Source organism: Vibrio sp. 1-2 (7-a), from assembly GCF_013048515.1.
GTDB classification, from domain to species: Bacteria; Pseudomonadota; Gammaproteobacteria; order Enterobacterales; family Vibrionaceae; genus Vibrio; species Vibrio diabolicus.
This window is the reverse complement of the sequence record NZ_VHSQ01000002.1, coordinates 151,625-177,929: the sequence shown is the minus strand read 5'-3', so window position 1 is coordinate 177,929 and position 26,305 is coordinate 151,625. Positions and strand designations below refer to the sequence as shown.

Genomic DNA, 26,305 nt, shown 5'->3' with positions numbered 1-26,305 from the left:
TAGACTTGCCACGTTAAATTACACACGATTTTAGGATAGTAATTCCTATGCCATTAAGTTAGCATTGCCGGCTTTTTAACGGTCTACAGGCCCTTATTAGTGGGAGGAACTATGTTTATCGGCTTTGACTATGGCACTGCAAACTGTTCAGTGGCAAAAATGGAATCGGGTGAGCCAGTAATGCTTAACCTAGAAGGGAACAGTCCATTTATTCCTTCCACCCTTGCTGCACCGACTCGTGAGTCGGTATCCGAGCACTTATTTCGCCATCGAGATATTAAACCATTAGATCAAGTTGGTGAGCAGGTTTTACGCCGGGCAATCAATTTAAACCGAGAAGAAAGTATTGATCTCGAATCTGACGACATTGCATTTGGTCAGGCGGCGCTTAATCTCTATTTGGAAGATCCTCGTGATATCTATTACGTAAAGTCGCCGAAGTCTTTTCTTGGCGCTTCTGGCTTGCGTGACGTGCAATTGGCTTTCTTTGAAGATCTTGTCTGCGCGATGATGGACAATATTAAGTCGCAAGCCGAAAACGATGCGCAGCAAAGTATTACCGATGCTGTTATCGGCCGGCCAATTAACTTCCATGGGCGTGGCGGTGAAACGGCTAACATTCAGGCTGAACGCATTTTGTTGCGGGCAGCGAAACGTGCGGGCTTCCAAAATGTGGAGTTTCAGTTTGAGCCTGTCGCGGCGGGCCTAGAGTATGAAGCGACACTCAGTGAAGACAAAACCATTCTAGTGGTCGATATTGGCGGTGGTACAACGGACTGCTCGTTGATTCAAATGGGGCCGTCTTGGCGTGGCAAAGCGGATAGGACCGCAAGCTTGTTGGCTCATAGTGGCCAGCGCGTCGGCGGGAATGATCTTGATATCGCGTTAGCATTTAAGCAGCTCATGTTCCCGTTTGGCATGGAAAGCAAAATGGAGTCAGGTATTGTGATGCCGACCACCCAATTCTGGAACCCGATAGCAATCAACAATGTAGAAGCGCAGAGTGATTTCTATTCTCGAGAGAATCTATCCGCGTTGAAGTTGCTTCAAAAGCAGGCTCAAGAGCCAGAAAAGCTTGCTCGTTTGCTAGAGGTGTATCATGAGTCTTTAGGCTACAACATTGTTCGCCGTGCCGAAGAAGCGAAAGTGGCGCTTTCAGAACAAGCATCTTACCTAACTGGCATCAACTTACTGTCAGAACTGATTGAAGTCGATGTGCAACGAGACGAAATGATCGAAGCGATTCAGTCGCCGAAGAATAAAATGACGGCGTTGGTGACAGAAGCGGTAGAGCAAGCTGGGGTGAAACCCGATGCTATCTTTATGACTGGTGGTTCGGCACGCTCGCCAATCTTGCGCGATGCGGTGCAAACCGTACTGCCAAATATTCCGGTTGTCAGTGGAAATTATTTTGGCTCGGTAACTGCTGGCCTAGTTCGTTGGGCTGAGGTCTGTTTCAAGTAGAAAGAAAACTAATTGTGCTATGGGAATACCAAATTTATGACTTCGCTGAGAGATTGAGTTTCATGCGAGCAGGGAACCTTTTTAGGGTTCTTAAATCTTTCAATGTCATTCTGAACAACGAGGGACGAGCGTGATTCAGAATCTATTGTCCGAGCATGCTGTTATGTATATGACTTCGTCTCGCTAAGCGCTACTCGCTGCCATTATTCTGAAGAATCGGGTTATGATCTATCGGAATAATGATTTTTACTAAGCTGAAATAAAAATGCCCGCTAAATCAGCGGGCATTTTTGTTTACGTCATTAATGGTGCATGTGTTTTTCCATGTGACCTTGTTTTTCAACCGCCATTTCTACTTCCACTTTACCCGCGTTTTTGAATGTTAACGTCATAGGGAAGCGGTCACCTTCTTTGAGCGCTTGTGTTGGATTGAAAATCATTAAATGGAAGCTGCCTGGCTTAAACAAGACTGAGTCATTGGCGGGAACGCGCACTTCGTCAATCTTAATCATTTTCATCACACCATCTTCTTTCTTATGCGTGTGAATTTCGACATGTCCTGCGATTGGGCTTTCTGCTGCGATCAATGCATCTTCACTGTCACCGTGGTTGGTTAATTGAAAAAAACCACCGATAACAGGTGCGTTTGGTGGCGCTTCGCGGCTCCATGGATGGTCGATATGAATTTTTCCTGCTTCATAATCGTGCGCTAAACTCAGTGGGCTAGCGATGACAGCAATAAGCGCGATAGCGGCGGTTTTAAATGATTTAAGCATGTGTTTTTCCTTTTGAATGAATAGCTTCTCTGAATGGACAACAAACAGAGTCATCGTTATTTTTGAATAAAGTTGTTAATGATTAGATGCCTGTTAGGCAGGAAAAACACTCGGCGGAGAGTGCTTAGGCGCGATGTGTTTGTAAACGAGCTTATCGCATTTTGAAAATCGGTAAGGCGTCAGAGCTTTCTTGACTCGGCGCTGCCAATGGATGGTAGTCAGGTATAGCCCAATCGCAACCAAAAGAAAGAATTGAACTGCTTGAAGAAGCGGACACTCAAACTGAAAGCCTTCATGTAAATTAAGATCTTGAATGAGCGTAGAAGAAGGTTGAGCGTTAGCTTCAATCAGCGTATTGATATCCACCCATTTGAAACCATCTGCGGTACACAGTAAGACCTTTTCACTTTGAACGTTGTTAAGCCATGTTGTGTTGTGAACTTGTGTTGGGTTAAGAGTCGCTGTGGACGCTAAATACAACTGAAACAACACCGCGATAATAACCGCAATAGCGTGCAAGCGATGGTGTTTATGCTGTATTAGAGTGTTTTCCATACAATTGAGTGCTTATCTTCTTCGGCGCGGGATACTAACAAATTAACCAAACAATGTAATTATCAGTTTACTAAAAGGTGATGCAAGTGTGCATTATTTGTTTTATTGCCTGTTATTAACGCTTTAATGTCTTGATTCGGCTGGCATTCACAACCTCCAATTCAACTTGTCAGTCTTGTCTAGTCGCTTTTGAAGATACCGAATTAATCTCTCTTATATGTCACTGAAGCTTCGGTTAGTGGGTGTCGTGGTGGTGTTTTTACGTGCTAGATTTGGCTGATATCGATTCAAAATGCACACCGAATCTTCACTTGTTTTCCATTAACGGAATTATGACAGTAATTTAATAAAGGATACGGTATTCTGCGCTCCTTTGTACATGCCAGAACGTCCGTCCTACTTAGTCGGAGGGGCGATTAATCTTAAGAAATTTCTCAAATGAAATACGAACAACAGATTGGATATCGATACCCTAAAGGTCGATTTGCCATGGTGAGTGTATACGCATTCACTGGTGCTGCGATTTTAGCATCGACTATTTTTTCTCTATTGCTGTTTTTGTCGATCGACGAAAACCCGATGATGCAAACCTTATTTGGTGGTTTAGCGATTATTTTTGAAGCGGGTAAGTTCTACGCCTGGTATGAATACGGTGAGCGCCGAGCCCATCGCAACTATACAGGGGCGGCAACCGCTCTCGTGTTTTATTTAGTCTTAGCTGCGATCTCCATTGGCGGTAGTATTGGTGGCATTAACAGTGCAACAAACAGCGCACAAAGCCATATTTCGGTAGAGCAGGCGAAAGTGGACGCGTTTAATCGCCAAATTGCGGCAATCGATAAACAGATTGAGCTCAACAATATGGCAGCGCAGAAATACATCGAGATGGAGCGTATCGCGACCGGTGTAACTCGCATTCAGGAGCAAAACAAAACCTTACGCGAAGAGCAGCAACGCTTGGCTATGGAACGTGATAGCTTACCACCGGTCACGCAAGGCTCAGTTATTGGTTTGATTGATAGCCTAGCTAACGCATTTGGTACTACCTCTCAGCAAGCTCAGCTTGGCTTGGTTGTATTTCTTTCGATTCTGTTGGATTTCTTTGCTGCATTTTTTGTCGGCCTGATTGGTGAAGAGCAACGGTTCAGACATTTCTATCGCCGAAATGAGGGCATGATACTGAAAACGGTTCGCGATATCGAACCAGAGCCAGCGGGATATCTTCCTCATATCAAAGAGGAGGAAGAGCAAGAAATACCAGTAACGCCGGAGCCTGAAGAGCCAAAAGAACCGAAAACTCTGTTAGAGCAAGTGAGCGATGCACTTAAAACGCATCAAATTACGTGCACAAAAAAAGCCGTTGCCAAACAATTTAGGTTATCTGCGGAAGAGGTAGACAAGGTGTTTGAGGAATTGGCAGAGCTCGGTTTAGTGGGTAAAAAAGCCAACCACCATTATCATTGGATAGGTCAGACAGAGGCCGCATAATTGGTTATCAATTAGAGATCGGAAAGAGCGTCAATCGGCGCTCTTTTTTTACTGTAAGGTTTCGCTACTAAAGTGAGCCAAAAGAAGAGAGAGGATTTAAAAATAGAAAAACAAAAAAGTGCCACCGAAGTGACACTTTTTCTTTAGCGTAGAAGGGATCAGTTGTCGTAAACGTCCAACTCAACTTCAAGGGCAATATTTTGGTCGTTGATGATTACACCATCGACTTCGACACGAGCACCATTTAGGTTAAGTTCTTCGATGCCTTGGAAGCGTGTGTGTACATCAATCACAACGGTAGTGTTGTTTAGCAATTGATCTGCGTCGTTTTCGCAACTCTCGATGTTAAATGTTCTTGCTTCAGCATCGTAGTTTGATACGTATCCTTCACATTCAAATTCTTTACCTTGCCATTGGTTGTTATCGTCAAAGTCTGGTTGCTCAAACTCAATAACGGTAGCGATGCGTTTGCCATTTTTCATGACAGACGTTACTTCCACTTCTTGGCCTTGTTTTAGGTTCGCTTTGCTGCCATCTTCAAATCGTGTTGCGTTATCGATGAAGAATGCACCTCGGTAGTTTAATGAAAACTCACTGTAATCATTTGCAACCCAAGTCACGATGCCTTCCACATCGCTGTCATTGCTTATGACGTCGTAGCCTTCAACTTCTACCTCATTTGCCATGAAGACGCCGTTTTGCATTTCACCTTCTACTTCCACCCATTGGCCGATGCTAAGTTGGCTAATGTTGTCGTAAGATACGGTTATATTTGAACCAAGCTTAAACATGGCAGCATTTTCATCGATACTAGTAATGCGACCTTCCAGTTCGTAGTAGCTTCCAAGAGTTGGGTAATCGTTATCTACGTCGATTTCGACCACAGACAACACTCGATAACCCGCATCAGCAGTCGGCAAGGATGACACCATCACCCAGTCGTTGATCTCTATATCATCACTTAAACCGTCAAACTGCAGATCTACGCCGTTTACCGTAAATGTTTTCTTCACATAATCAATTGCTGTAACACGTCCGGTAATGGTTGGCTCAAGTGTTACTAAGAAGCCATCGTCAGACGCTTTACGAACATCTGTTCCTACTTGAACCATCATTTTGGGTTCTACATCGGCTAATTGCATTGATGTATCGCCATAAACCACCCCAGATACATGGTATGTATATCCATTGACGGTTAACGTGTTTTCTTCAGCGTTGACCGCTTCAACAGAGCCAATCGCTACACTTGGTTTCACTACTGGTTGAGTTAGTGTGCTATCGCTATTGCTGCCACCACCTGAACCACCACAACCAGACAATGCCAAACCTACTACAGAAATAAGAGCGAGTTTTTTCATTGTATTAACCTCAATTTACGAGCTAGTTTAGGAAATTGCCTGTATCTTATTGGGCATATCGTGAAGAGATCGTGAAGAAATGTGATTTTTATGAAAATTTTAATTGTAGATGACAACCACAATGTCTCGGAGACGATTGCGGACTATCTTGAGCTTGAAGGCATGATTATCGATTGTGCGTATCATGGTGAGGCCGCACTGAAGTTAATCGAGGATAATCATTACGATGTAATCATCATGGATATCATGATGCCTAAGCTCGATGGCATTAGTACGGTACAGAAACTTCGACAAGATCAGCTCTGTGGAACGCCAATCCTCTTCCTAACCGCAAAAGATACGTTAGATGACAAAATCGCGGCATTTAAAGCGGGAGGAGATGATTATTTAATGAAGCCATTTGCGATGGAAGAGCTTAGTTTACGTGTTCATGCTTTGGCTAATCGCGGTCCAAGGCAAGATATTGGAACGCTTAAGTTTGCGGACATTTGTTTAGATGCGCGCACAGGCAAAGTGACGAGAAAAGACAAAGAAATTAAGCTGAGCCGAATTCAAACCAAGATTTTAAAGTTACTTCTCCAACGTGCTCCAGCATCGGTTTCGCGCACAGAAGTGATCGATAGTGTGTGGGGAGACGAACCACCCGGAAGTGATGCACTTCGTAGCCATATTTATGGTTTAAGAACCGCGTTAGACAAAGGTTTTGAAGAATCACGATTAGAGACTATTCATGGACAAGGTTACCGACTTAAAGCATAACGAATATCCAAGTATTTATCGCAAGATCCGTTGGGGTTTTGGGGTAATGACGCTTGTGATGTTTACTCTTTTTTGGTCGCTGATTTATGTGGCAGAAAACAAACTCGAAGTGCTGAGTTTACATCACTGGCTTGATACTGAAGCTGCGCTTTATAGTGAGAATTTCGAGAAACAGGGCTGGGATGCGCCATTGCCAAACGTATTGGAGTTCAACTCATATTGGAGTGAAGCACCGACACCGGATTGGTTGCTCTCTTTTACTTCGCCCGGTTTTTACGAATATCTGCTTGGTGAAGAAGACAAACACTTTGTCGTATTGAAACACCCCTCAGGGAAGGGGCTTATGTACATTGTGTTTCAAGATGACTCCGATGATTACCTCGACGAATACGAAAGTTCGCTGCATCAGTTTACGCTACTGCTCGGTGGCTTATTTTCATTTGTTATGGTCGGGTATGGCATTTATATGGTGCGAATATTGTCTCGACCACTAGCGCAAATCGAAGACAAAATCAGCCAAATGTCACCGGATCAACCCGCTTTCCAAGTTGAAACTAAGTTCAGCGAGACACGCCAAATAGAGCAAACTTTGCTGGATAATAAAAACGATATCGCAGGCTATTTCAAACGAGAACAAGAATTTAGTCGTTTTGCATCGCATGAGTTGAGAACGCCAATCATGGTGATCAAAGGCTCAACAGACATTCTAACGCGTATCCCAGAACAACCTCGAGTCGCGCAAAAAGCCATCGCGAGAATGCAGTCAGCTTGTGAAGACATGCGCGTACTAACAGAAGCGTTTCTCTTGCTCGGTAAAGAGAAAATAGAGCCTCAGCATTACGGAGAGCATCAGCTTCTCACTTGTTTACAAAAACAGTTGGAAGAGCTAGCTCCTTTATTTGCCAAGCAAGATTCGAATTACGCTTTGCACGAACAACATAGTGGTGTAGTGACGGCTCCAGAGAGTTTTGTGACCATTGTTATCAACAATCTGATTAAAAACGCCTTTAGCTATAGTGTAGGGGATATTGAAATTGAGTTGAAAGGTCATGCTCTTAAGATCCTGAATCGTCACGATGGTAACGAGACGTACAACGCCGGCTACGGTTGTGGGCTTGTTATCGTACAACGCATATGTGAACGGATGGGATGGGCGTTAATACTGGACGATGATGGTGTTCGATTTAGTGCGAAAGTGGAATTCCGTTCCTAGCTTTGTGCGTCTAACCCACAGTCAAACAAGAAAAAACTGGAATTTGAATTAGACTGAAGTTAGTGACGCGGAAACTTGAGGAACCGTTATGCTTTCTTATCAGGTCAGCAGAAGTATTGAAATTAATAAGAATCAAAGCGAGATTATTGGCTATCTCAAGGATTTTAATAACTGGCCTGATTGGTCACCTTGGATCATTCTTGAACTAAGCTGCGAGCTGACATTCAGCGATAATCAAGGTCACGTTGGAGCCGGTTACCAATGGAATGGTCAGCGTATTGGGACTGGTGCCATCGTACTTGAAAGCACTCAAGAACATCGGTTAGATATGGAGCTTCATTTCTTTCGCCCAATCAAGAGTCACGGAAAGGTGACTTTAATAGTGACGCCGTCACAAGGTGGTTGTTTAGTCGAATGGCAAATGCAATCACGCGTTCCTTGGTATCTGTTCTTTTTGAAAAGTATGTTTAAGTCGATGATAGAGATGGATTATCAACGTGGGCTACGCATGCTCAAAAGCAAACTTGAAACCGGACAAGTGCTCTCAGACTTGGTTGAAATTGGTAATCGAACCCAGCCTCAGGTTCATTACATCGGAATAAAAGGCGAGGCCAGCATTCCAGAATTAGGTCCGGTAATAGAAGAACAAGTTCACAAGTTAAAGCAGATAGTTGATGACAAGGGCTTATCTGTGAACGGCGAGTTATTTTGTTATTACCAGTCGATGGATATGCAGAAAGGTATGTTTGAGTTTATCACTTGCTTACCACTTGATAACGCGGTAACTGCGCCAGAGGGGGCGGTTACTGGTACCATACCTGAGAGTGAAACATTTGTCGTCGAGCACCGTGGGGAATATCAGTTTTTGGGAAATGCGTGGGCTTTAGCGATGAACTTGGTTCGCCAGAGTGGTATGAAAGCCAAAACCAGTCCATTAGGGATTGAGCGCTACTTAGATAACCCGCAAGAAACCACGCAGGATAAACTAAGAACCGAAGTTATTTTATTTAAGAAATGACAGGCGTTGCCGGACATGCTCCCCTAAATATCATGCTAGTTCCGTAGTAATCTACAAAAAAAGAGGGTTTCTATACCCACCTATAAAAATGCCTCAGCAATTGCCGAGGCATGGTTTTATCAGCCAACTTCTCTTGCTAGAGAATTATTGTGCACGGTACTTACCGCTGTTTAGTTCAATTTTAGACGCTTTTACCCGGCTGTCTGCGTTTAGATAGTCGCTAATGCTCAGTAGATCTTGATCTTGAGATGCTTTTAACACCGCAGATTCTCCCTCTGCGAAGACAACTTCCAGCTTTAGCTCTTTGGCGACCGCTTTCGCTTCGTTAGAGTTGTTTACCGTGATGTAAACCAGTCCAGTGGCCTTGGATACATTGCTAAACGCATTCTTAAACACTTCATCACCGGCTTGAAGTTTTACTTCTTCGGATAGGCTCCTAGCTGTACCCGTTTGCACCTTGCGATAATCTTGGCCATTAATCTCAACCGCTTCTGAAGGCACAAACAGTTCAGGTGCGGGTTGTTGAGAGAGTTGTTGCTCAGCGTATGCGCTAGCCGTCATCATAGAAAGAGCCAGCATAGAAAATGATATGTATTTCATGTAATTGACTCCTTAGTGTCCAAAGATGCGCATCGACCAGTTCTTAATAACACCTGGCTGAGCGTTGTTTGCCATCGGAACGTCATAGATGGTTGAAGAGTTAAAATATGCAATGTAAGAAAAGACTTCGTCGCCATTCGTATCGATTGCTCGTAATGTCCATTCGCCTTTTGCATCTTCGCCATAGAACTGGTTAGACAACATTAGTTGGTCTTTGTAGCCAGTAATCGTTGGGTCAAGAGATTGACCAACAAGACCATTACGTGGTGTTTGCAAAACGGAACGAGTCCCTGATGGCGAAACGAGCTCGATAGCTAAGTCGGGCAGGCGAGAGTGGTCTAATGTCAATTTCACTTGAACGGATTCTACCTTCAGATCATCGGCAATAGCGATACTTGATGAACCGCCAGCCAGACTCGCATCGGGTACACTGACTTCTTTAGCATTATTAACCCAGGGCGTAATAACTTGAGGCGGTAAAACACGATTCGTCATGCGAGCACGTTGCATTGCTTCATCCAAATCGACAGCGCCGAAGCCATAAAAAGTATGGAAATCTACGCCTGCAGCGTTTTTCTGCCAAGGAGAAATAGCCTCGTAGCTAACCTGTTCACCTTTGTGGTTAGTAAATTCAAGTTGTACGCCTGGATGCGTTTTATCCGTTACTTTTGCTGTTTCTGCTAGTAAAGCACGTACATCACGAGCAGAAAGTGCATGATTTGTGGACATGATTGCCGCGATGGCACCGGACGTGTTTGGCGCAGCCGACGAGGTTCCGTTCATTGTACTGGTATAGTTACAGTTCGGGTCTAGCTCCGTACCGCCGTGTAAGCCATTGATACCAAGGCCGTCGCTGGTATTTTGCCCTTCTTCACAACCCATCAAATCGGTGGTGACCATGGCAGGGAAGTCTTGCCCATATTCACCTGCTGGTGCGGCAACCCATACGTTAGATCCCACCGATGAGTAACTCGCTCGCGTGCCATCCGCACGTAGTGCACTGGTGATTAAATTAAAGTAGTTGGCGTTGTCATAAGACTGAGCGGAGTTGTGCATCGGCAAGCCTTGGTTGTCTCCACCAGCAAAGAAGTTACTTGGCAACACGAAGAATCTTCCCGCATTGAAATAGCGATAACCATTGCCGGCTGACTTAACAAATACAGCACCGCGTCCCCATGAGTTACTCTCGCTGACATTTTTTATCACGTCCATTTCAAGTTTAAGTTGAGGATCGCTTTCATCAAAAGTTATTGGGTTGATCGGGCTGAAACCGTAGCTTTGGTTAAATACACGAACATCGCGTGTGGCAGGGTCCATGCCGTGAGAGATTAGCCAGCCTTCTAATGTCTGGTTGGCTAACCAGTTAAAACCAATAAGAGAAGAGTGAGAAGCAACACCGCGTCCACCTTCACCATTGTTGCCGACTGCGCTGATCAAACCGGCTACAGCAGTGCCGTGACCATTGGTATCAACCGGATAACTTAATGGGAAAGAAGAGTCTTCGACGAAATTTCTGCTACCTGTAACTATATTACCTGCAAGATCTGGGTGATCGATCTGCACTCCAGAATCAATGACCGCGACTTTTACACCAATACCCGCAATACCCATTGCTTGAGTGAGCTTGGTGTTTAGGTCGTTCCCAGCAACAGCTGGGTTAGCTGCAAAAGCAGTTTGCCCTGTGTTGTCTAAGTGCCATTGTTCAGAATAGAGTGGATCAAACGCCGAGACGGCAGGTGCAATGCCTACTGCCAACATAGCAGCAAATAGGCGGTTAATGCGTATTTCCATTTTTGACCTCATGTCTTTGTTTGGAATTTTTTAGCTCCTGTTTCATATTCCTCTAACAGGAATAAACAAAGCTAACGACAAAGAATAAGGACGAAAACCATTTACAACTTGTTTACATCAAAAGTTCGACGAACAACATGAGTCAGTGTTAATTCACTGAAATTATAGGGTTTTTTAATGTCGAATAGCGCACGCATGAAAAGTAAAAAGCAGAAAATACGGTCGTACTGTCTGCTTTGAGAGGAAGGATTATTTAGTTGAAGCGGGTTGAATTGTCGCCATTGGTTTCTTCGGTTTGGCCTTTTCTTTGGGTAACACGTTATCAATCCACTTTTTGATGTATAGCTTATTGAACTCACTATCACACCACTTCTTGTTTAAACCACGTCGGTTAAACTCAGCGCCAATCGCAACTTTGGTTTGGTTGGTTGCACGGTTGTAGTAGAGGGTCTCGCACAACTGAGTGTTACTCATTTGCTGGGCATATACGTTAACACTGCTGCTGCGCATTCCCAGTTGAGAGGCTTGATGGTTACTACACGCAGTGAGAAGTGCAGGCGCAAAAATAGCGATGGTTAGGATTTTTTTCATTTTGCTCTTATGACGTCGGGTGAATAACGAAGCGATTTCTTCCTGCTTGCTTTGCGTCATACAAAGCTTGATCTGCGAAGAAAAACCATTGATCCCATTCTTGTTGAATAGTTTTTACGGACAGTCTGTCGACAGCCCCGAGAGAAATTGTCGCGTTTAATGACTTAGAGTCAACCACTAGTGGCGTGTTTTCCACGATATATCTCAATCGATCCAAGAATTTAGCGCAATCTTCAGTTCTGTTTACTTCAAATAATAAGACAAACTCCTCTCCACCCCAACGGATGAGTAGGTCCCCAGAGCGAGTCGATTCATTAAATAACCTGGCAATATGAATTAACATCTTGTCGCCAATATCATGCCCATATTCATCGTTAAACGTTTTAAAATGATCGATATCTAATACGGCTAAGGCAAACGTTCTATCTGGGCTTCTACGAGCCATTTTATCCAGCCAAATGGGAAGGTAGCGACGGTTGTGCAATTGAGTTAATGGATCGGTAGTATTTTCTTGAGTGAGTGCTTTATTAATACGCCTAACGCGTAGTACGTAACGAAAGCCAACGACACCAATCGCTGCGATAGCGATAAAGTAGAACATTTCTCTATAGCGTTGTGAACGCAGCTCTGAAGCTTGCAACGCATTTTTCGTTTCTAGTAGCTTGAGTTCTTTCTGGGCTAACTTAGCTTCGAGGTCAAACTTAATGTTAATCATCTCTTCGCCGTGAATATGATGAGAAAATTCAGCTTCTAGCTCTCTTAATTGAGTTAAGTAACGAAAAGCCGCTTCAAAATTATTAAGGGTTTGATTCGCGTTTACTAGGACCGACAGCATATCAATGCGCTGTCGTATTTCTAGCTCATCGGTTGATTTAGTTTGCTCAAGTACGTTGATAGCTGTCGAAATAGCTTTATCGTATTGTTCATCTGCGAGGTATGCTTCTGCATATGCTTCATAACAAGGCATTTTCTTCGCCTCTACGTTTCCCGTGATAGGGAGAGCTACGCAACGCTGTGCAACCATCAACGCTTCATCAATTTTCCCTATCGAACTTAACATTTGTGAGAAGCTGGATAATGAATAGTGTTTGATGACGTCTGACCCCGTTTGCATTGAGAGTCGGATTGCTTCATTAAAATAGTATTCTGCCTTTTCGCTATCTCCACTGCTTAAGTGAACAATACTTAAGTTTGCGTAGATAACCCCAATGAAAAGGCTGTTGTCATATTGATATTTGCTGTTTAAATAGGTATCGAGTGCTTGCGTAAGGTAGCTACTGGCGCGAGCCCAATCGGATGCATCGATATAGACGGTACCGATGTTATTCAGCGTCATGGCAACTTGCATTTCAAACACGGTTCTCTCTAACAACTCATAGGCGGTTCGGTAATACTTGAGTCCGCTACGTAGTTGATTCCGTGAAACCTCTAAGTTCCCTAGCCAGCGATATGCTCTTCCTTCTAGCGCTAAGTAGCCGAGATCGCGGGCTTCAGCGATGATGTCATGGAGTACAAGTTCTGCATTCCAATTATCGTCTAGTTCAATCATGGTTACCGCTTTATTAAGCTGTGCTTCAGCGACTACCCATGGTAAATGATGCGCTTTCCCAAACTCAATTAAATCAGGCATATCTTTGGGCAGCGGAACGCCTTCGTAGCGCTTTAGGTAAAGGCGCGCAAAGTAATAAAGGGCAAGAGATTCCGCTGACGCATTCTGTGGCGCAACTAATTCATCTTCTTCAATTGAGCGCGGCTTACCCATTGAACGAAAATAGAGATTGAGCATGGAGCTGCTTTGAGGAGAAATGTGTTCTTCCAAATAGCCCTGTTTTTCTGTGTTGGCAAGTACATGGGTTGGATGGAGGAAGAATCCAAGTACTGAGAACAGCGCGCAAGTTAGCGTTTTAATCGGAAAGTGCATGAGCTTATTAATAAAATGTGATCTCGTTTAACCCTAATACTAGGTAAGTCTATCACTTCTTATTGGCTAAGTGCGGATGGATTCCGAGTTACAAACGGCTTGTGAAGAAAGTTTCGCGAAAGGTGAGGCTAATATTCTGATTTATAATGATAAATCTGTTCAAAAGTGGAAGGATTGATTTAACGACAAGATAAACAGTGCGATGAATCTAGTGTGTCGAACATTGTTAGTGGTGTAAGTTTCATCATTTAGTCGGTGCGATTCGCATCTCGAAAGATGGCTGGTTCGCTAAAAAATTATCTTTCTGTCATAAATATTTAATGTTTGTATGGGTTGTTAAAAAACTCGATATTAGACATAGTGTTATTAAGCCAATAAAAAATGGCTTTTATAATAAACAGGAGATTAACTATGCATAATGAAATGATTCAACCTTCACACTTCGGTATTATTGGCCGCACTTGTATCGCTTCAGTACTTATGATTGCGGGCGTTTTTGCTCTTATTTAAGAGTCAATGGTAACGATGGTTACCCGCTTAAGAGTAAGAAAATTCAGGGAATCACCTTAATCTCGTATAAGGTATTCCCCTGAAAATCCAACCTAATAACTACTTTTTAGCTGAAGAAGCTAAAAATCAATGCACTTACCGCTACAATGCCCGCAGTTAAAACAAAGTAAGTTGAGCCATTCCCACGATATTGTTTCAATGCATCGATTTTGTATACCGCTAACATTGGCATAATAAATAAGATCATCGCGATAACAGGCCCTGACAACGCTTCCATCATACCAAGAATGCTTGGGTTCATGATCGCTGCTGCCCAGATTGAAAAGAAAAGTACTGCAACGCTGATACGATCAACTCGCTTTTCAGACAGTTTAGAATGTTTAGTAATTAAACCATTTAAGCTTTCGCGTGCACCTAAAAAGTGCCCAAGAAAAGAGGAAGTGATAGCAACAAAAGCCACCAAAGGACCAAGCGTTGCGATAAATGGGTTGTCTGTTGCATTGGCTAAATAAGACAGCACCGACACGTTTTGTTCTTTAGCTTGAGCCAATTGCTCTGGTGACAGCGCTAATACACACGAAAAGACAAAAATAAGCACAAACGCAATTAACATGATGCTAGTGCGTCGAAGAATTATTTCGGATTTCGCATCCGCTTGATCGCCATAATGGCGACGTTGCACATTTGCAAAGCTTGAAATCGCAGCCGCGTGACTAAACGAGAAAATAACCACAGGAACCGCTAACCACATAGTGCTAGCAAAAGCAGACGCTTCAGGGGCGTCCATGATTGGCATGGTCCAGTTTGGTATCAAGTAAAATGAAAGAAAGGCAAGAATAGCCACTAATGGGTAAACCATAATGGCAAAAGCCCGTAGCATGACTTTTTCGCCCGCCATCATAATGGCAATTAATGCAAACACTAGTGCACCTGAAAGCAGAGGGCGAGGCAAAGAAGCCATATCAGCTTGGTTAACCATAAAACTGTCTACGGTATTGGTAATACCGACACCGTAAATTAACAGGATCGGGAAGATCGAAAGAAAATACAGCAGTGAAATAGAGCGACCCGCTTTTGCGCCAAAGTGCTCTTCTACTACATCAGTAAAGTCTGCATTTTTGATCTTGGAAGACAGTACAAAGCGAGCTAAACCACGGTGGGCAAGATAAGTCATTGGGAAAGCAAGCACAGCCATTGCGACTAACGGCCAAAACCCGCCAATACCAAGGTTGATCGGCAGAAATAGAATGCCTGCACCAACGGCTGTTCCAAACAGACTAAGGACCCAATGTGTATCGTGTTTTGACCAAGATGTTGTTGTGTTTAATTCACTGGAATTTAACGTATTTCGAGATTCTTTCACTTAAAACTCGCTTTTATAAAAATAATAATGCGGAGAATGGTATAGGTTTTGGTGTTTGTTATCACATCGGAAGTGTGGTGAATCATGCTGAAGATAAGGGGTGGTTGTAACTTATCAAACTATGAATTTTTTTAAAAACTAGAATTTTAATCTGAAAATTAAGCAATAAATTGGTGTTATGTTTCAAATTTTTACTAATGGGTGGTTTTTGATTTTGTGGTTAAAACTTAATCATGGATGTATATGCTAAAGAAGCTTGCTCTTACTTAATGAGCCATGGTGCATATTGGAGGGCTAGCAAGTGGCAGGTCTATGAGTCCTGCATTTAGATTAGCTTTAGGTATATACTGCCGCCACAAATGTTAAAGGAGGAATCATTGAATGGACATTCTGTCTGCACATAAAGACGACTTATTGGCTGTGTATACGCTTGAAAATACTTTATTTGGAGAACATGCCTATCCTCAATTTTTCTTTCGGCAAGCTTTTGATTGTTGGGGGGAAAGCTTACTAGTGGCGAAAGAGGGGGAGCAAGTCGCAGGGTATATTTTGCTGACGACAAGCACAAATGCACAGCAATATTGGATCATGTCACTGGCTGTCGATACTCAACATCGTGGTAAGGGTATTGCGCGTTCTCTGATTGAAAGTACCATCGCGCCGTTGAAGTTGGGTTCAAGTGTGAAGTTGACGGTCGATCCGAATAATCAGCCTGCATTGTCTTTGTACCTCTCCCTTGGCTTCAAAGTATTAAAAGAAGAAGCGCATTATTTCGGCGACGAAGAGTCTAGATTGGTCATGGAATTAGTAAAGTAACCCTGCACGATAATGAACGAAACTTGCACTCAATCAGTGCGCGGTATTACTTTGCAATAGTTGTTTACATTCTAACGTTTTGTAAATTAAAAATTTTCAATCTTGGCATCTCGTTTGCTTTGAGATAAATGTTCATCGTTAACTCGATGCGCCGCTCTCTATAGCAGGCGAGAGCGGGATAGGGTATTACTTTTGAAAATGTACTAACAGCGTTAAAGGCATTGCTGCCTCTCTCGATTCGGGAGAGGCTTTTTTTTGCCTGTAATTTAGGATTAGTCGCGCAGGAGGCGTTATGTCACAAGGGTGTAGAAAGACAACTTGTCCGTATTGCGGAGTAGGCTGCGGAATTGAAATCAGCAATAACAAGATTATTGGAGATGCGCTTCATCCGGCCAATTCCGGTTCACTGTGTGTAAAGGGTGTCGCATTAGCAGAAAGCTTACAAATGCCTTCAAGATTGCTCTACCCCAAGCTAAGGGAAAAAGAAGTATCATGGCAGTCGGTCACAGACTTAATTGCACAAGAGATCCATCAAGCGAAAGCAGAGTTTGGACCAGATTCTGTTGCGATGTATGTTTCTGGTCAGTTGTTGACGGAAGACTATTACGTCGCCAACAAACTCATGAAAGGTTATGTGGGTAGCGCGAACATCGATACCAATTCCCGTTTATGCATGTCTTCTGCGGTTGCTGCTCACGTACGCGCATTTGGCGAAGATGTGGTTCCAGTCAATTACGATGACATTGATAATACCGAGCTGTTGATCATCTGCGGTGCGAATACCGCTTGGACGCATCCCGTGTTATTCCGACGTATTCAACAAGCGAGAGAGAGCAATCCTAACCTCAAGCTGGTGGTCATTGACCCGCGTGAGACGGTCACCGCGCAGCAAGCGGATTTGCATCTACCGATTAAAAACGATGGGGATGTGTCACTTTTTAATGGGCTGCTCAAGTTTCTTATCGAGCAGCAATGTATTGATTCTGAATACATAAATTCCCACACCGACGGGTTTGATGCGCTTGCAGAAGAAGTTTCTGATTTGCGTTACGATGTCACTAATTTAACGTCTTCCATTGGTATTTCAGAAGAAAAACTCACGACATTCTTCCAATGGTTCGCACAAAGCCCAACCGCAATCACGCTGTTTTGCCAAGGGGTTAACCAAGCCGAAAATGGTGTCGATAAAGGCAATGCCATTATTAATGCACATTTGGCGTCAGGTAAAATTGCCAAGTCAGGTTGCGGGCCGTTTTCTATTACAGGTCAGCCGAATGCGATGGGCGGACGAGAAGTCGGTGGATTGGCCAACCAGTTAGCGGTTCATCGTGCTTTTGACTCAGAGTCTATCAAGCAAGTGCAGGCGTTTTGGGATTCACCCGAAATTGCCACTCAGCCCGGTTTAAAAGCCGTTGAGCTGTTTGAGGCGGTAGAGCGTGGTGAGATTAAAGTTCTGTGGATCATGGCAACCAATCCCGTGGTTTCTTTACCAGATAACCAATTGGTAAAACGTGCACTAGAGATTTGTCCGTTTGTGATTGTTTCCGATATTACAGCGGATTCGGATGTAGCGCATTACGCGGATCTGTTGCTGCCAGCCGCTGGTTGGGGTGAGAAACAAGGTATGGTAACCAACTCTGAACGTCGACTTTCAAGGCAGCGTCAGTTTCAAACGCCTCCTGGTGAAGCAAAACCAGATTGGTGGGCGATAAGCCAAGTCGGACAAGCTCTGTGTACATTGGAAAAGACACAAAATGGCTTTGCGTTTACTTCTGAGCGGGCGGTATTCAGGGAATATGCGGCGATGACAGGCATGAATACTGATTCGCCATTGAAGCTCGACCTGTCTCAATACGCGAACTTAACCGAGCAAGAATACGAGGAGTGGGTGCCGACACAATGGGGAGGAGAGCGCCCTTTTGCTGAAGGAATCTATTCGCACCCAGATGGTAAAGCGCGTTTTGTCGTGACCAGTGAATTGCCTCAACGCTTAGAGAGAACAAAAGGCTGGTGGCTCAATACGGGCAGACAACGCGACCAATGGCATACCATGACGCGTACAGGGCATATCGCACACCTTGCCGCCTCAGAGTTAGAACCAACCGTGTACATGAACACACTCTCCGCCACTCAAAATCGCTTAAAAGCAGGACAACTCACCAAGCTGTTCCAGCCTACTTCAAACACCAGTATTTATGCCAAAGTGGCCATTGATGAAGGTTTGGGTTTTCAGGAGCTGTTTATGTCAATGCACTGGGCGGGCCGATATGGGGGTGAAAGCAATGTTAACGCGATAATAAACAGCGCAAAAGACCCTATTTCTGGGCAACCTGCATTTAAGTCGTCTTATGTTGAAGTGCAAGACGCAGCGGTAAAAACCTACGGTATGTTCATCGGGACACAGTTTGATTCCGGCAAGTTTCTCTACAGCGCATTTCAATCAGAAAGTAATTTGGGCATCTGGCGCTTCGCACACGATAAACGACCAAAAAAGCAGAGTTTTTGTCGAACGGAAAAGAGCCGCAGGATCACGATTGATATTGCCCAAGGTTGGCTAGCGGTGGATTACGATCTTGTTGGAGATGTTCGTATCATTCGTTCTGTTTTGGTGGTGTCTAGTGAACCGATTCAAACCGACTACACCAACTTTACTGGCTTGATTGGCAAACCGATGGAGCTATCGCAACTGCTTACCATTACTCAATCGCAAAGCAGCGCTAAACTGGTTTGTAGTTGTTTCCGTGTCACCGATAAACAAATACATGACGCGATGGAGAAACAAGATTGCACGTCACTGACCCAGCTTCAAAACAAACTCAAATGCGGTACTAACTGTGGTTCGTGCGTTTCTCAAATCAAACAAATGGTCGACAGCCATCAGCATCAAAAGGGCAAACAGCAAGCGAGCCAGCAAAGTCTGGCGATGCAAATAAAGTAAATCAGAAAGAGGATAAGCACATGGAAGCGCCTTATCAAAAGTCTTGGTTTAAGAAAGGACAAGCGAGTCAGAATCAAGAACGCTCGTCTCGCTTTTCTAAGCATGACCAAGCAAGCAAACTGAACCAACTTTTAGAAAATCACTCCGCAGATCTAGATGCGAATCAAAAAGGTTTTGTTTCGATTGTCGGAGCAGGACCGCACGATCCAGACTTGTTAACCGTGAAGGCAGTGAAAGCGATTATGTCGGCAGAGGTACTGTTGTACGACCGTCTGGTTAGCAAAGATATTTTGGAGTTGACTTCGCCACAAGCCGATTGGATTTACGTGGGCAAACGATGCGGACAACCTAGTATTGGTCAGGAGGAAATCTGTGATTTGATGGTGTCGCTCGCTCTACAAGGAAAGCGAGTTGTGCGCTTAAAAGGGGGAGATCCTTTTGTATTTGGTCGTGGAGGCGAAGAAGCATTAGCACTCGTCAAACACTCTATCGCTTACGAAGTCATCCCCGGTATTACTGCTGCGATTGGATGTTCAGCAAACAGCTTGATTCCGCTGACTCATCGTGGCGTTGCTCGCAGCGTTACCTTTGTTACAGGGCAAGTGGTAACAGGCGCATTTGAAGCGTGGAGCCAACTGATGCAAAGCGGACAAACATTGGTGTTCTACATGGGATTAGAAAAATCGGCAGACATACAAATCGGTTTAGTCGGCGCTGGTTTGAACCAAGATTTCCCTGTTGCGGTCATCACTCATGGTTGCAGCCCTCAGCAGCAAGTTCATGTGACCCAACTCAATCAGCTCAATGAGTTATCGATTACACTTAAAGGCATCAGCCCAGCATTGATTGTGATGGGAGAAGTTGTCAAACTGCGCGAACAACTAATAGAAACCGTACAGTCAGTGACGGAATACGAGGGAATATGAGCAGCATTTTGGAATGTATCAGAACAGTCGGTCGTGGCGAACGTGGTAGAAAACCACTGAACTTTGATCAAGCGTTTCGAGTTATGGATGAATACCTAAACGGAGAGTGCGATGATGATCAAATGGCAATGCTGCTGATGCTGATCCGCGTACAAAACGAGACTCAACAAGAAATCGCTGGCTTTGTAAAAGCATTCCAATCCCGCATGCCTGCTATTGGTGCAGACATCGACTGGCCATGTTACGCAGGCAAACGTGAAGCGGCAGGTCAGCCTTGGCACCTGTTGGCAGCGAAGATCCTTGCCGATAATGGTCATAAAGTGCTGATGCATGGCTATCACGACCGTCAATCTGGACGTTTACACGCCGAAGATTACCTCGGCAAATTTGCTATTACGAAAGCGGAATCAGCAGAAGACGCAAAGCGTGTGTTAGAAACACAAAACATCGTGTATCTACCGCTCAGTGCATTTGCTCCTCAAGCAGAAACCATGATCGGTTGGAAGAATCGTTATGGGCTTAGAACGCCGATTAATACCGTGGTTCGTGCATTGAATCCGGGGCAGGCGACGGTTGGTATTCGTGGTAGCTTCCATCCTGGATTCCAACAACTTCATGCTGAAGTTGAATATGAAATCGGTCAAACCGCTCACGCCGTTGTGTCATTCAAAGGACAATCGGGTGAGTCAGAATACAACCCGAAAGTAAGTCAAACTGTTTGGCTAAGCCAAACAAGCGGCGTGACATCGCACTACTGGACGGAGCAAATGCTGTCTGAGGTGCCAATGCCTACGAACTGTCCGTTTGGGACGTCAGAAGATGACATGAACCAAATGGCGAATACGGTTTTGGCAACGATGACCGTTGTGCTCTTTGCTCAAGTGCACGATAGGGAACAGGCCTTTGAACGTGCGTTTACTTATTGGGAAAACTATTGTTGTGGCAGTTAATCCTGTGACGAGCTAACCGCGAAACGTTGTTGGATCGGAATCCTTTATCTATTGTTTGTGTAAGCTTGTCAGTGATGTATTTATCACTTGAAGTGTCTCACAGCTGGTTGGGGCAACCATCAGTGAGGCCTGATGAGTTTACTTTTCGATAAGAAATGAGGACAAGGATAATGGTTCTAAAGCACTCAAACTCTAACAACAAGGCGTCACATCCCATTCCACAAGAAGCTTTCGATTGGTATGACGAATACGCACATGGCAAAATCTCTCGTCGAGAGTTTCTCAACCGTCTTGGTGGCCTCGCTGTTTTAGGTTTTAGTATGACGGCCCTGGTTGATGCTCTGACTCCAAATTATGCACTCGCAGAGCAAGTTTCCTTTAATGATCCTGAGATCAAAGCAACCTATGAAACCTTTGCCTCGCCCAATGGACATGGGGAAGGTAGCGGCTATTTGGTTGTGCCACAAAAAAAGACCTTAAAATCGCCGACCGTGTTGGTGATTCATGAAAATCGAGGTCTAAACCCATACATCAAAGATGTCGCCAGGCGACTCGCGAAAGATGGCTTTATTGCTTTCGCTCCTGACGCGCTTTATCCACTCGGCGGCTATCCGGGGAACGATGATGAAGGTCGCGCCATGCAGAAAGAGATGGACAGAGCCAAGATCGAACAAGATTTTATTGCTGCTGCTAATTTCATTAAACACTACGAGGGTGGGAACGGTAAATTGGGCGCAGTTGGGTTCTGCTTCGGTGGATACATCGTCAATATGCTTGCAGCGGTAATGCCAGAAGAGCTGGATGCAGGTGTGCCTTTCTACGGAACACCAGCGGCGCAAGAGATTCAAAAGCAGGTCAAAGGGCCGTTGATGATTCACTTCGCAGGGCTCGATAAGCGCGTCAACGACACATGGCCTGCCTATGAGCAGCAATTGATCGCGAACGATGCGCAATATCAGGCGTTAATGTATGAAAACGTCAACCATGGCTTCCATAACGACTCAACGGCTCGCTACGCACCAGAAGAAGCGGCGCTCGCGTGGGAACGCACACTAGGTTTCTTCAAAGAACATCTCGCCTCTAGTTAAAACGCTTCAACTTTAATTGGCACAGTCCTTGTTATGTCTCTCTTAGTGAGTGAGATATAAACAAGGAATGTGCATGACTCGATCAACGTCAAAAACACCCATCATAGTGTGCTGTGATAGCCTTCAAGAGCAGGCTCGACTGTCCGGCTTGTTGAGCAAAGATTACGACAACATCGTTGGCTGCCAATTGGCACAACTAGAAACTTTGATGCAGCGAGAACCATCGGCACGCGTTGTTGTTGGATGGCAGCAGCCGACGGCGGAACTGCGTTTAATTGTGGATTTCTGTCGCAGAAAATCGGCACCACTTCTTATCGTCTTAAAGCAGTTATCATCGAATGACATCAATCGGTTATCAGAAAAAATGGACTATGTTCTCATGCCGAACGATAGCGAGTTTGCACTTCAACCTTGGATTGAACATGCGACATTAGTGAGAGCGAAATTCGAAAGTATGCAATCGGAAATTGAGTTGCTGACCCATAAGATCGAAGAGCGCAAGCTGGTGGAAAAAGCCAAAGGTCTGCTGATGAAGATGCACAGCGTTGATGAAGAGCAGGCTTATAAAGCGTTAAGAAACTCCGCCATGCAATCGAGTCAAACGCTCTCTCAAGTGGCGAAGAATCTGATTACGGCATTGCAGTTAATGGATTAACTTCTCTACTACTTTGGAGTTATGGCAGAAATTCTACCGTGGTGCGTGTTGCACTAACAGCAAGCAAAAACAGTTGTTTGGTAATCGGGGTAAACTCTAATGTGCTGTATTTAAAGTAGAAAATAAGTTGGCACAGTACTTGGATTAGTTAAAACGGGTTTATTGTTGAATCGCTTATCTCAATTATCAACGGCGGTAATTGTAGACTTAGCAACGGCGCTACTGCTCTTCGGAGTAGTGGCGCTTTTTTTATGGGAGCAAACCAATGAAATGGAGTTCGATGCTGAAAGTGTCAGCAATTTCGTTATCGGTATTCACCGCGGTCAGCGTAAAGGCAGAGTTGGGTGAGCCAGAAATTGAAGACCTGAAGTTTGGTTTTATTAAGTTAACCGATATGGCACCGCTGGCGGTTGCTTATGAGAAAGGCTTTTTTGAAGACGAAGGCTTGTATGTAACTTTAGAGGCGCAAGCAAACTGGAAGGTGCTTTTAGACCGAGTTATCGATGGTGAGCTTGCTGGTGCGCACATGCTTGCTGGTCAGCCATTGGGCGCAACGATTGGTGTCGGCACAAAAGCGGAAGTGATTACCGCGTTCAGTATGGATTTGAACGGCAACGCAATCACGGTTTCCAAGGATACTTGGGAGCAGATGAAGCAATACATTCCAAAACAACCAGATGGCAAACCTGTTCACCCAATCAAAGCGGATGCCTTAAAACCAGTTGTGGACAGCTATCTGGATAAAGGTAAACCGTTCAACATGGGTATGGTGTTCCCTGTATCGACGCACAACTATGAGTTGCGATACTGGTTAGCGGCAGGTGGGATTCATCCAGGCTTTTATGCTCCAGAATCCGGTGACAACAGTGGCCAGTTGGATGCTGACGTTCTTTTGAGTGTTACACCGCCACCACAAATGCCAGCGACAATGGAAGCGGGCACGATCAAAGGGTACTGCGTAGGCGAACCATGGAACCAACAAGCCGTATTCAAAGGCATTGGTACGCCCGTCGCGACCGACTACGAAATCTGGAAGAACAACCCAGAGAAAGTATTTGGTGTTTCCAAAGCTTGGGCTGAGAAGTATCCAAACACGCACATTCGCGTAGTGAAAGCCTTGATTCGAGCTGCACATTGGTTGGATGAAAACGACAATGCCAACCGCCAAGAAGCAGTGAAGATGCTATCAAAAAGCGAGTATGTGGGAGCCGATGCCGAAGTTATCGCTAACTCAATGACCGGCACATTTGAATACGAGAAAGGTGATAAACGCGACGTGCCAGACTTCAATGTGTTCTTCCGTCATAACGCTACTTATCCGTATTACAGCGATGCGATTTGGTACCTAACCCAAATGCGTCGCTGGGGACAGATCTCAAGCGAGAAATCCGATGATTGGTACATGGATGTCGCAAAAGAGGTTTACCGTCCAGATATCTACCAACAAGCGGCTCAAGCGCTAATTGAAGATGGTGTGTTGAGCAAAAAAGACTTCCCAGATTTCAGTGCTGAAGATGGTTTTCGTGCGCCACAAACACACTTTATCGACAACATCGTTTATGACGGTCGCGAGCCAAACAAATATCTAGAGAAGTTCTCTATTGGGCTTAAAGGAAAAGACAAAGTTTAGGATGAGCAGTCCTACTAAAAATACAGCGGGCAGGAGAGTCTGCCCGCAATAACAAGGATGTAAATTTCTTAGGAGTGAGTATGTCTAGTAATGTCATTTCCCTTTTTCCTGCAAAGCAGGTAGTGAACCGAAGTCGGCTGGTGCTTTTGCCCGTCATTGGCTTGCTGATCTTTTTGGCAATGTGGCACTTAGCGGCGAGAGAAGTGCAAACCTCATTAGGTACGCTACCGGGACCTGTGCAAACTTTTCAGCAGTTCAGCAACCTTGTCGATGACCATTGGCAAGAGCGAGAAAAAGAACAAGCGTTTATCGAGCGTCAGGAAAAGCGCAATGCTGCGAAGTTAGCCAAGAATCCGGACGCGGAAGTGAAGATTCGTCCTTACACAGGTAAGCCGACGTTCTTCGATCAAATCATAACAAGCTTAGTGACTGTGACTGCGGGCTTTTTGCTGGCGACGGTCATCGCGATTCCGCTTGGTATCGTGCTTGGTCTTAATCAAGGGCTGTATCAAGCGTTCAACCCAATCATTCAATTGCTCAAGCCTGTATCACCTTTGGCTTGGCTGCCTATCGTTACCATGGTGGTGAGTGCCACTTATGTGAGTGATGATCCGATGTTTGCTAAGTCGTTCATTAACTCTCTGATCACAGTGGCGCTGTGTAGCTTGTGGCCGACGCTGATTAACACCGCTGTGGGTGTGACGAGCGTTGATAAAGACTTAATCAACGTGAGTAAAGTGCTTCAACTTTCGTGGTGGCAGCACATTCGTACCATCGTTTTACCTTCTGCCATTCCAATGATTTTTACCGGCTTACGTCTCTCTTTAGGTATCGCTTGGATGGTATTGATTGCGGCAGAAATGCTCGCGCAGAACCCAGGGTTAGGCAAATTTGTTTGGGATGAGTTCCAGAACGGCAGTTCAGCATCATTGGGGCGTATCATGGTGGCGGTCATCACCATTGGCTTTATCGGTTTGATGCTCGATAGAGGCATGCTGCAACTTCAAAAGTGGCTTTCTTGGAATAAACAACAAGCGTTGAGATAAGGGAAAAGATCATGGAAAAAGCATTATTAGATCTAACGCGATTAGGGATGCGATTCCCAACGCCAGATGGTGAGTTCATCGCGCTTAAGAACGTCGATTTGCAAATCAATAAAGGCGAGTTTGTATCGCTGATTGGTCACTCTGGTTGCGGTAAATCAACGGTATTGAACTTAGTCGCAGGGCTACACATGCCAACAGACGGTGGCGTGATCGTCGATGGACGAGAAGTAGCTGGACCGGGACCAGACCGCGCAGTGGTGTTCCAAAACCATTCATTATTGCCTTGGCTCACCGTGTATCAAAACGTTGAGCTCGCAGTAAAACAAATTGCCGGCAAAAAGGGCAAAGCGTGGATTCAGGAACAAGTGAATCACTACTTGGAGTTGATTCAAATGCAGCATGCCGCGCACAAAAAGCCGGATGAAATATCGGGCGGTATGAAACAGCGAGTCGGCATCGCCAGAGCACTGGCACTTCAACCAAAGGTTTTGCTGATGGATGAACCATTTGGCGCGTTGGATGCGTTAACACGTGCGCACTTACAGGATGCATTGATGAAGATCCAAGCCGAGCTAAACAATACCGTCATCATGATTACCCATGACGTGGATGAAGCGGTGCTGCTATCTGACAAAATCGTGATGATGACTAACGGACCGGCAGCAACCGTTGGTGAAGTGTTAGAAGTGAATCTACCGCGTCCTCGTGAGCGTGTAGCACTGGCGGATGATGCGCAGTATCAGAAGTGTCGACAAGCGGTGTTGAAGTTCCTTTACGAGAAGCAATCCAAAGTCGAGATTCCTGCTTCGAAAGAAGACAAACCCAAAACTGCAGCGCAAACGGCATAAG

At 44.8% G+C, this 26,305-nt stretch carries 22 protein-coding genes; 14 read left to right on the top strand and 8 right to left on the bottom strand.

The genetic code is table 11. The annotated features are described in order from the left end of the window. Positions 1-111: 111 nt before the first annotated feature. On the top strand, positions 112-1,464 hold the full coding sequence (gene yegD / locus FKN08_RS08470; RefSeq protein ID WP_170891801.1) for a molecular chaperone: 1,353 nt from the start codon (positions 112-114) through the stop codon (positions 1,462-1,464). Between the two features lie 302 nt (positions 1,465-1,766). Here yegD and FKN08_RS08465 read toward each other — a convergent pair whose 3' ends face one another. Continuing rightward, positions 1,767-2,240 (bottom strand): copper chaperone PCu(A)C, encoded by a 474-nt coding sequence (locus FKN08_RS08465; RefSeq protein ID WP_005395626.1) that lies wholly within the window; start codon positions 2,238-2,240, stop codon positions 1,767-1,769. A 93-nt stretch (positions 2,241-2,333) separates the two neighbouring features. After that, complete coding sequence (locus FKN08_RS08460) at positions 2,334-2,795, bottom strand: hypothetical protein (RefSeq protein ID WP_054868028.1); 462 nt, start codon at positions 2,793-2,795, stop codon at positions 2,334-2,336. Between the two features lie 438 nt (positions 2,796-3,233). On the opposite strand from FKN08_RS08460, the gene FKN08_RS08455 reads away from it, so the two are divergent. Next, positions 3,234-4,283 (top strand): Preprotein translocase subunit SecY, encoded by a 1,050-nt coding sequence (locus tag FKN08_RS08455; RefSeq protein ID WP_170891799.1) that lies wholly within the window; start codon positions 3,234-3,236, stop codon positions 4,281-4,283. 158 nt (positions 4,284-4,441) lie between these two features. Here the strand turns inward: FKN08_RS08455 and FKN08_RS08450 are convergent, their stop codons facing one another. Further along, entirely contained in the window at positions 4,442-5,641 is a 1,200-nt protein-coding gene (locus tag FKN08_RS08450; protein WP_170891797.1) for a DUF5666 domain-containing protein, read from the bottom strand. 90 nt (positions 5,642-5,731) lie between these two features. On the opposite strand from FKN08_RS08450, the gene FKN08_RS08445 reads away from it, so the two are divergent. From FKN08_RS08445 to FKN08_RS08435, 3 genes are all read left to right on the top strand, one after another. After that, on the top strand, positions 5,732-6,400 hold the full coding sequence (locus tag FKN08_RS08445; RefSeq protein WP_005395631.1) for a response regulator transcription factor: 669 nt from the start codon (positions 5,732-5,734) through the stop codon (positions 6,398-6,400). Beyond that, positions 6,372-7,613, top strand: coding sequence for a HAMP domain-containing sensor histidine kinase (locus FKN08_RS08440; protein WP_065646685.1), 1,242 nt, complete (start codon positions 6,372-6,374; stop codon positions 7,611-7,613). Before FKN08_RS08445 ends, FKN08_RS08440 begins: the two co-directional genes overlap by 29 nt. Positions 7,614-7,701: 88 nt before the next feature. After that, positions 7,702-8,631, top strand: a complete 930-nt coding sequence (locus FKN08_RS08435) for an SRPBCC family protein (protein ID WP_170891795.1) — start codon at positions 7,702-7,704, stop codon at positions 8,629-8,631. A 144-nt stretch (positions 8,632-8,775) separates the two neighbouring features. Here the strand turns inward: FKN08_RS08435 and FKN08_RS08430 are convergent, their stop codons facing one another. The 5 genes from FKN08_RS08430 to FKN08_RS08410 all read right to left on the bottom strand — a co-directional run bounded on the left by FKN08_RS08430 (position 8,776) and on the right by FKN08_RS08410 (position 15,407). After that, entirely contained in the window at positions 8,776-9,231 is a 456-nt protein-coding gene (locus tag FKN08_RS08430) for a hypothetical protein (RefSeq protein ID WP_054868032.1), read from the bottom strand. Positions 9,232-9,243: 12 nt separating this feature from the next. Next, a complete protein-coding gene (locus FKN08_RS08425) occupies positions 9,244-11,022 on the bottom strand; it encodes a S8 family peptidase (RefSeq protein ID WP_048625132.1) in 1,779 nt (592 codons plus the stop codon). 249 nt (positions 11,023-11,271) lie between these two features. Next, a complete protein-coding gene (locus tag FKN08_RS08420) occupies positions 11,272-11,613 on the bottom strand; it encodes a hypothetical protein (RefSeq protein ID WP_012842508.1) in 342 nt (113 codons plus the stop codon). A 7-nt stretch (positions 11,614-11,620) separates the two neighbouring features. Beyond that, entirely contained in the window at positions 11,621-13,534 is a 1,914-nt protein-coding gene (locus FKN08_RS08415; RefSeq protein ID WP_170891793.1) for a tetratricopeptide repeat-containing diguanylate cyclase, read from the bottom strand. Between the two features lie 616 nt (positions 13,535-14,150). Continuing rightward, positions 14,151-15,407, bottom strand: a complete 1,257-nt coding sequence (locus tag FKN08_RS08410) for an aromatic amino acid transport family protein (RefSeq protein WP_048625130.1) — start codon at positions 15,405-15,407, stop codon at positions 14,151-14,153. A gap of 381 nt (positions 15,408-15,788) precedes the next feature. Between FKN08_RS08410 and FKN08_RS08405 the strand changes: the two genes are divergently transcribed. The 9 genes from FKN08_RS08405 to FKN08_RS08365 all read left to right on the top strand — a co-directional run bounded on the left by FKN08_RS08405 (position 15,789) and on the right by FKN08_RS08365 (position 26,304). Beyond that, positions 15,789-16,223 (top strand): N-acetyltransferase, encoded by a 435-nt coding sequence (locus FKN08_RS08405; protein ID WP_170891792.1) that lies wholly within the window; start codon positions 15,789-15,791, stop codon positions 16,221-16,223. Positions 16,224-16,515: 292 nt separating this feature from the next. Continuing rightward, on the top strand, positions 16,516-19,161 hold the full coding sequence (locus FKN08_RS08400; protein ID WP_170891790.1) for a nitrate reductase: 2,646 nt from the start codon (positions 16,516-16,518) through the stop codon (positions 19,159-19,161). A 20-nt stretch (positions 19,162-19,181) separates the two neighbouring features. Further along, positions 19,182-20,087 carry a uroporphyrinogen-III C-methyltransferase gene (gene cobA, locus FKN08_RS08395; protein WP_170891789.1) on the top strand — a complete coding sequence of 302 codons (906 nt, stop codon included), beginning with the start codon at positions 19,182-19,184 and terminating at the stop codon, positions 20,085-20,087. After that, positions 20,084-21,037: a glycosyl transferase family protein gene (locus FKN08_RS08390; RefSeq protein WP_109169038.1), complete on the top strand. Its 954-nt coding sequence runs from the start codon at positions 20,084-20,086 to the stop codon at positions 21,035-21,037. Before cobA ends, FKN08_RS08390 begins: the two co-directional genes overlap by 4 nt. Before the next feature lie 170 nt (positions 21,038-21,207). Continuing rightward, positions 21,208-22,125 (top strand): dienelactone hydrolase family protein, encoded by a 918-nt coding sequence (locus FKN08_RS08385; protein ID WP_170891788.1) that lies wholly within the window; start codon positions 21,208-21,210, stop codon positions 22,123-22,125. Positions 22,126-22,198: 73 nt separating this feature from the next. Continuing rightward, complete coding sequence (locus FKN08_RS08380) at positions 22,199-22,780, top strand: ANTAR domain-containing protein (RefSeq protein ID WP_170891786.1); 582 nt, start codon at positions 22,199-22,201, stop codon at positions 22,778-22,780. Between the two features lie 265 nt (positions 22,781-23,045). Beyond that, a complete protein-coding gene (locus tag FKN08_RS08375; protein ID WP_170891784.1) occupies positions 23,046-24,410 on the top strand; it encodes a CmpA/NrtA family ABC transporter substrate-binding protein in 1,365 nt (454 codons plus the stop codon). 80 nt (positions 24,411-24,490) lie between these two features. Further along, positions 24,491-25,456, top strand: a complete 966-nt coding sequence (locus FKN08_RS08370) for an ABC transporter permease (protein WP_005375889.1) — start codon at positions 24,491-24,493, stop codon at positions 25,454-25,456. A gap of 11 nt (positions 25,457-25,467) precedes the next feature. Next, on the top strand, positions 25,468-26,304 hold the full coding sequence (locus FKN08_RS08365) for an ABC transporter ATP-binding protein (RefSeq protein ID WP_104973758.1): 837 nt from the start codon (positions 25,468-25,470) through the stop codon (positions 26,302-26,304). Position 26,305 lies beyond the last annotated feature (1 nt).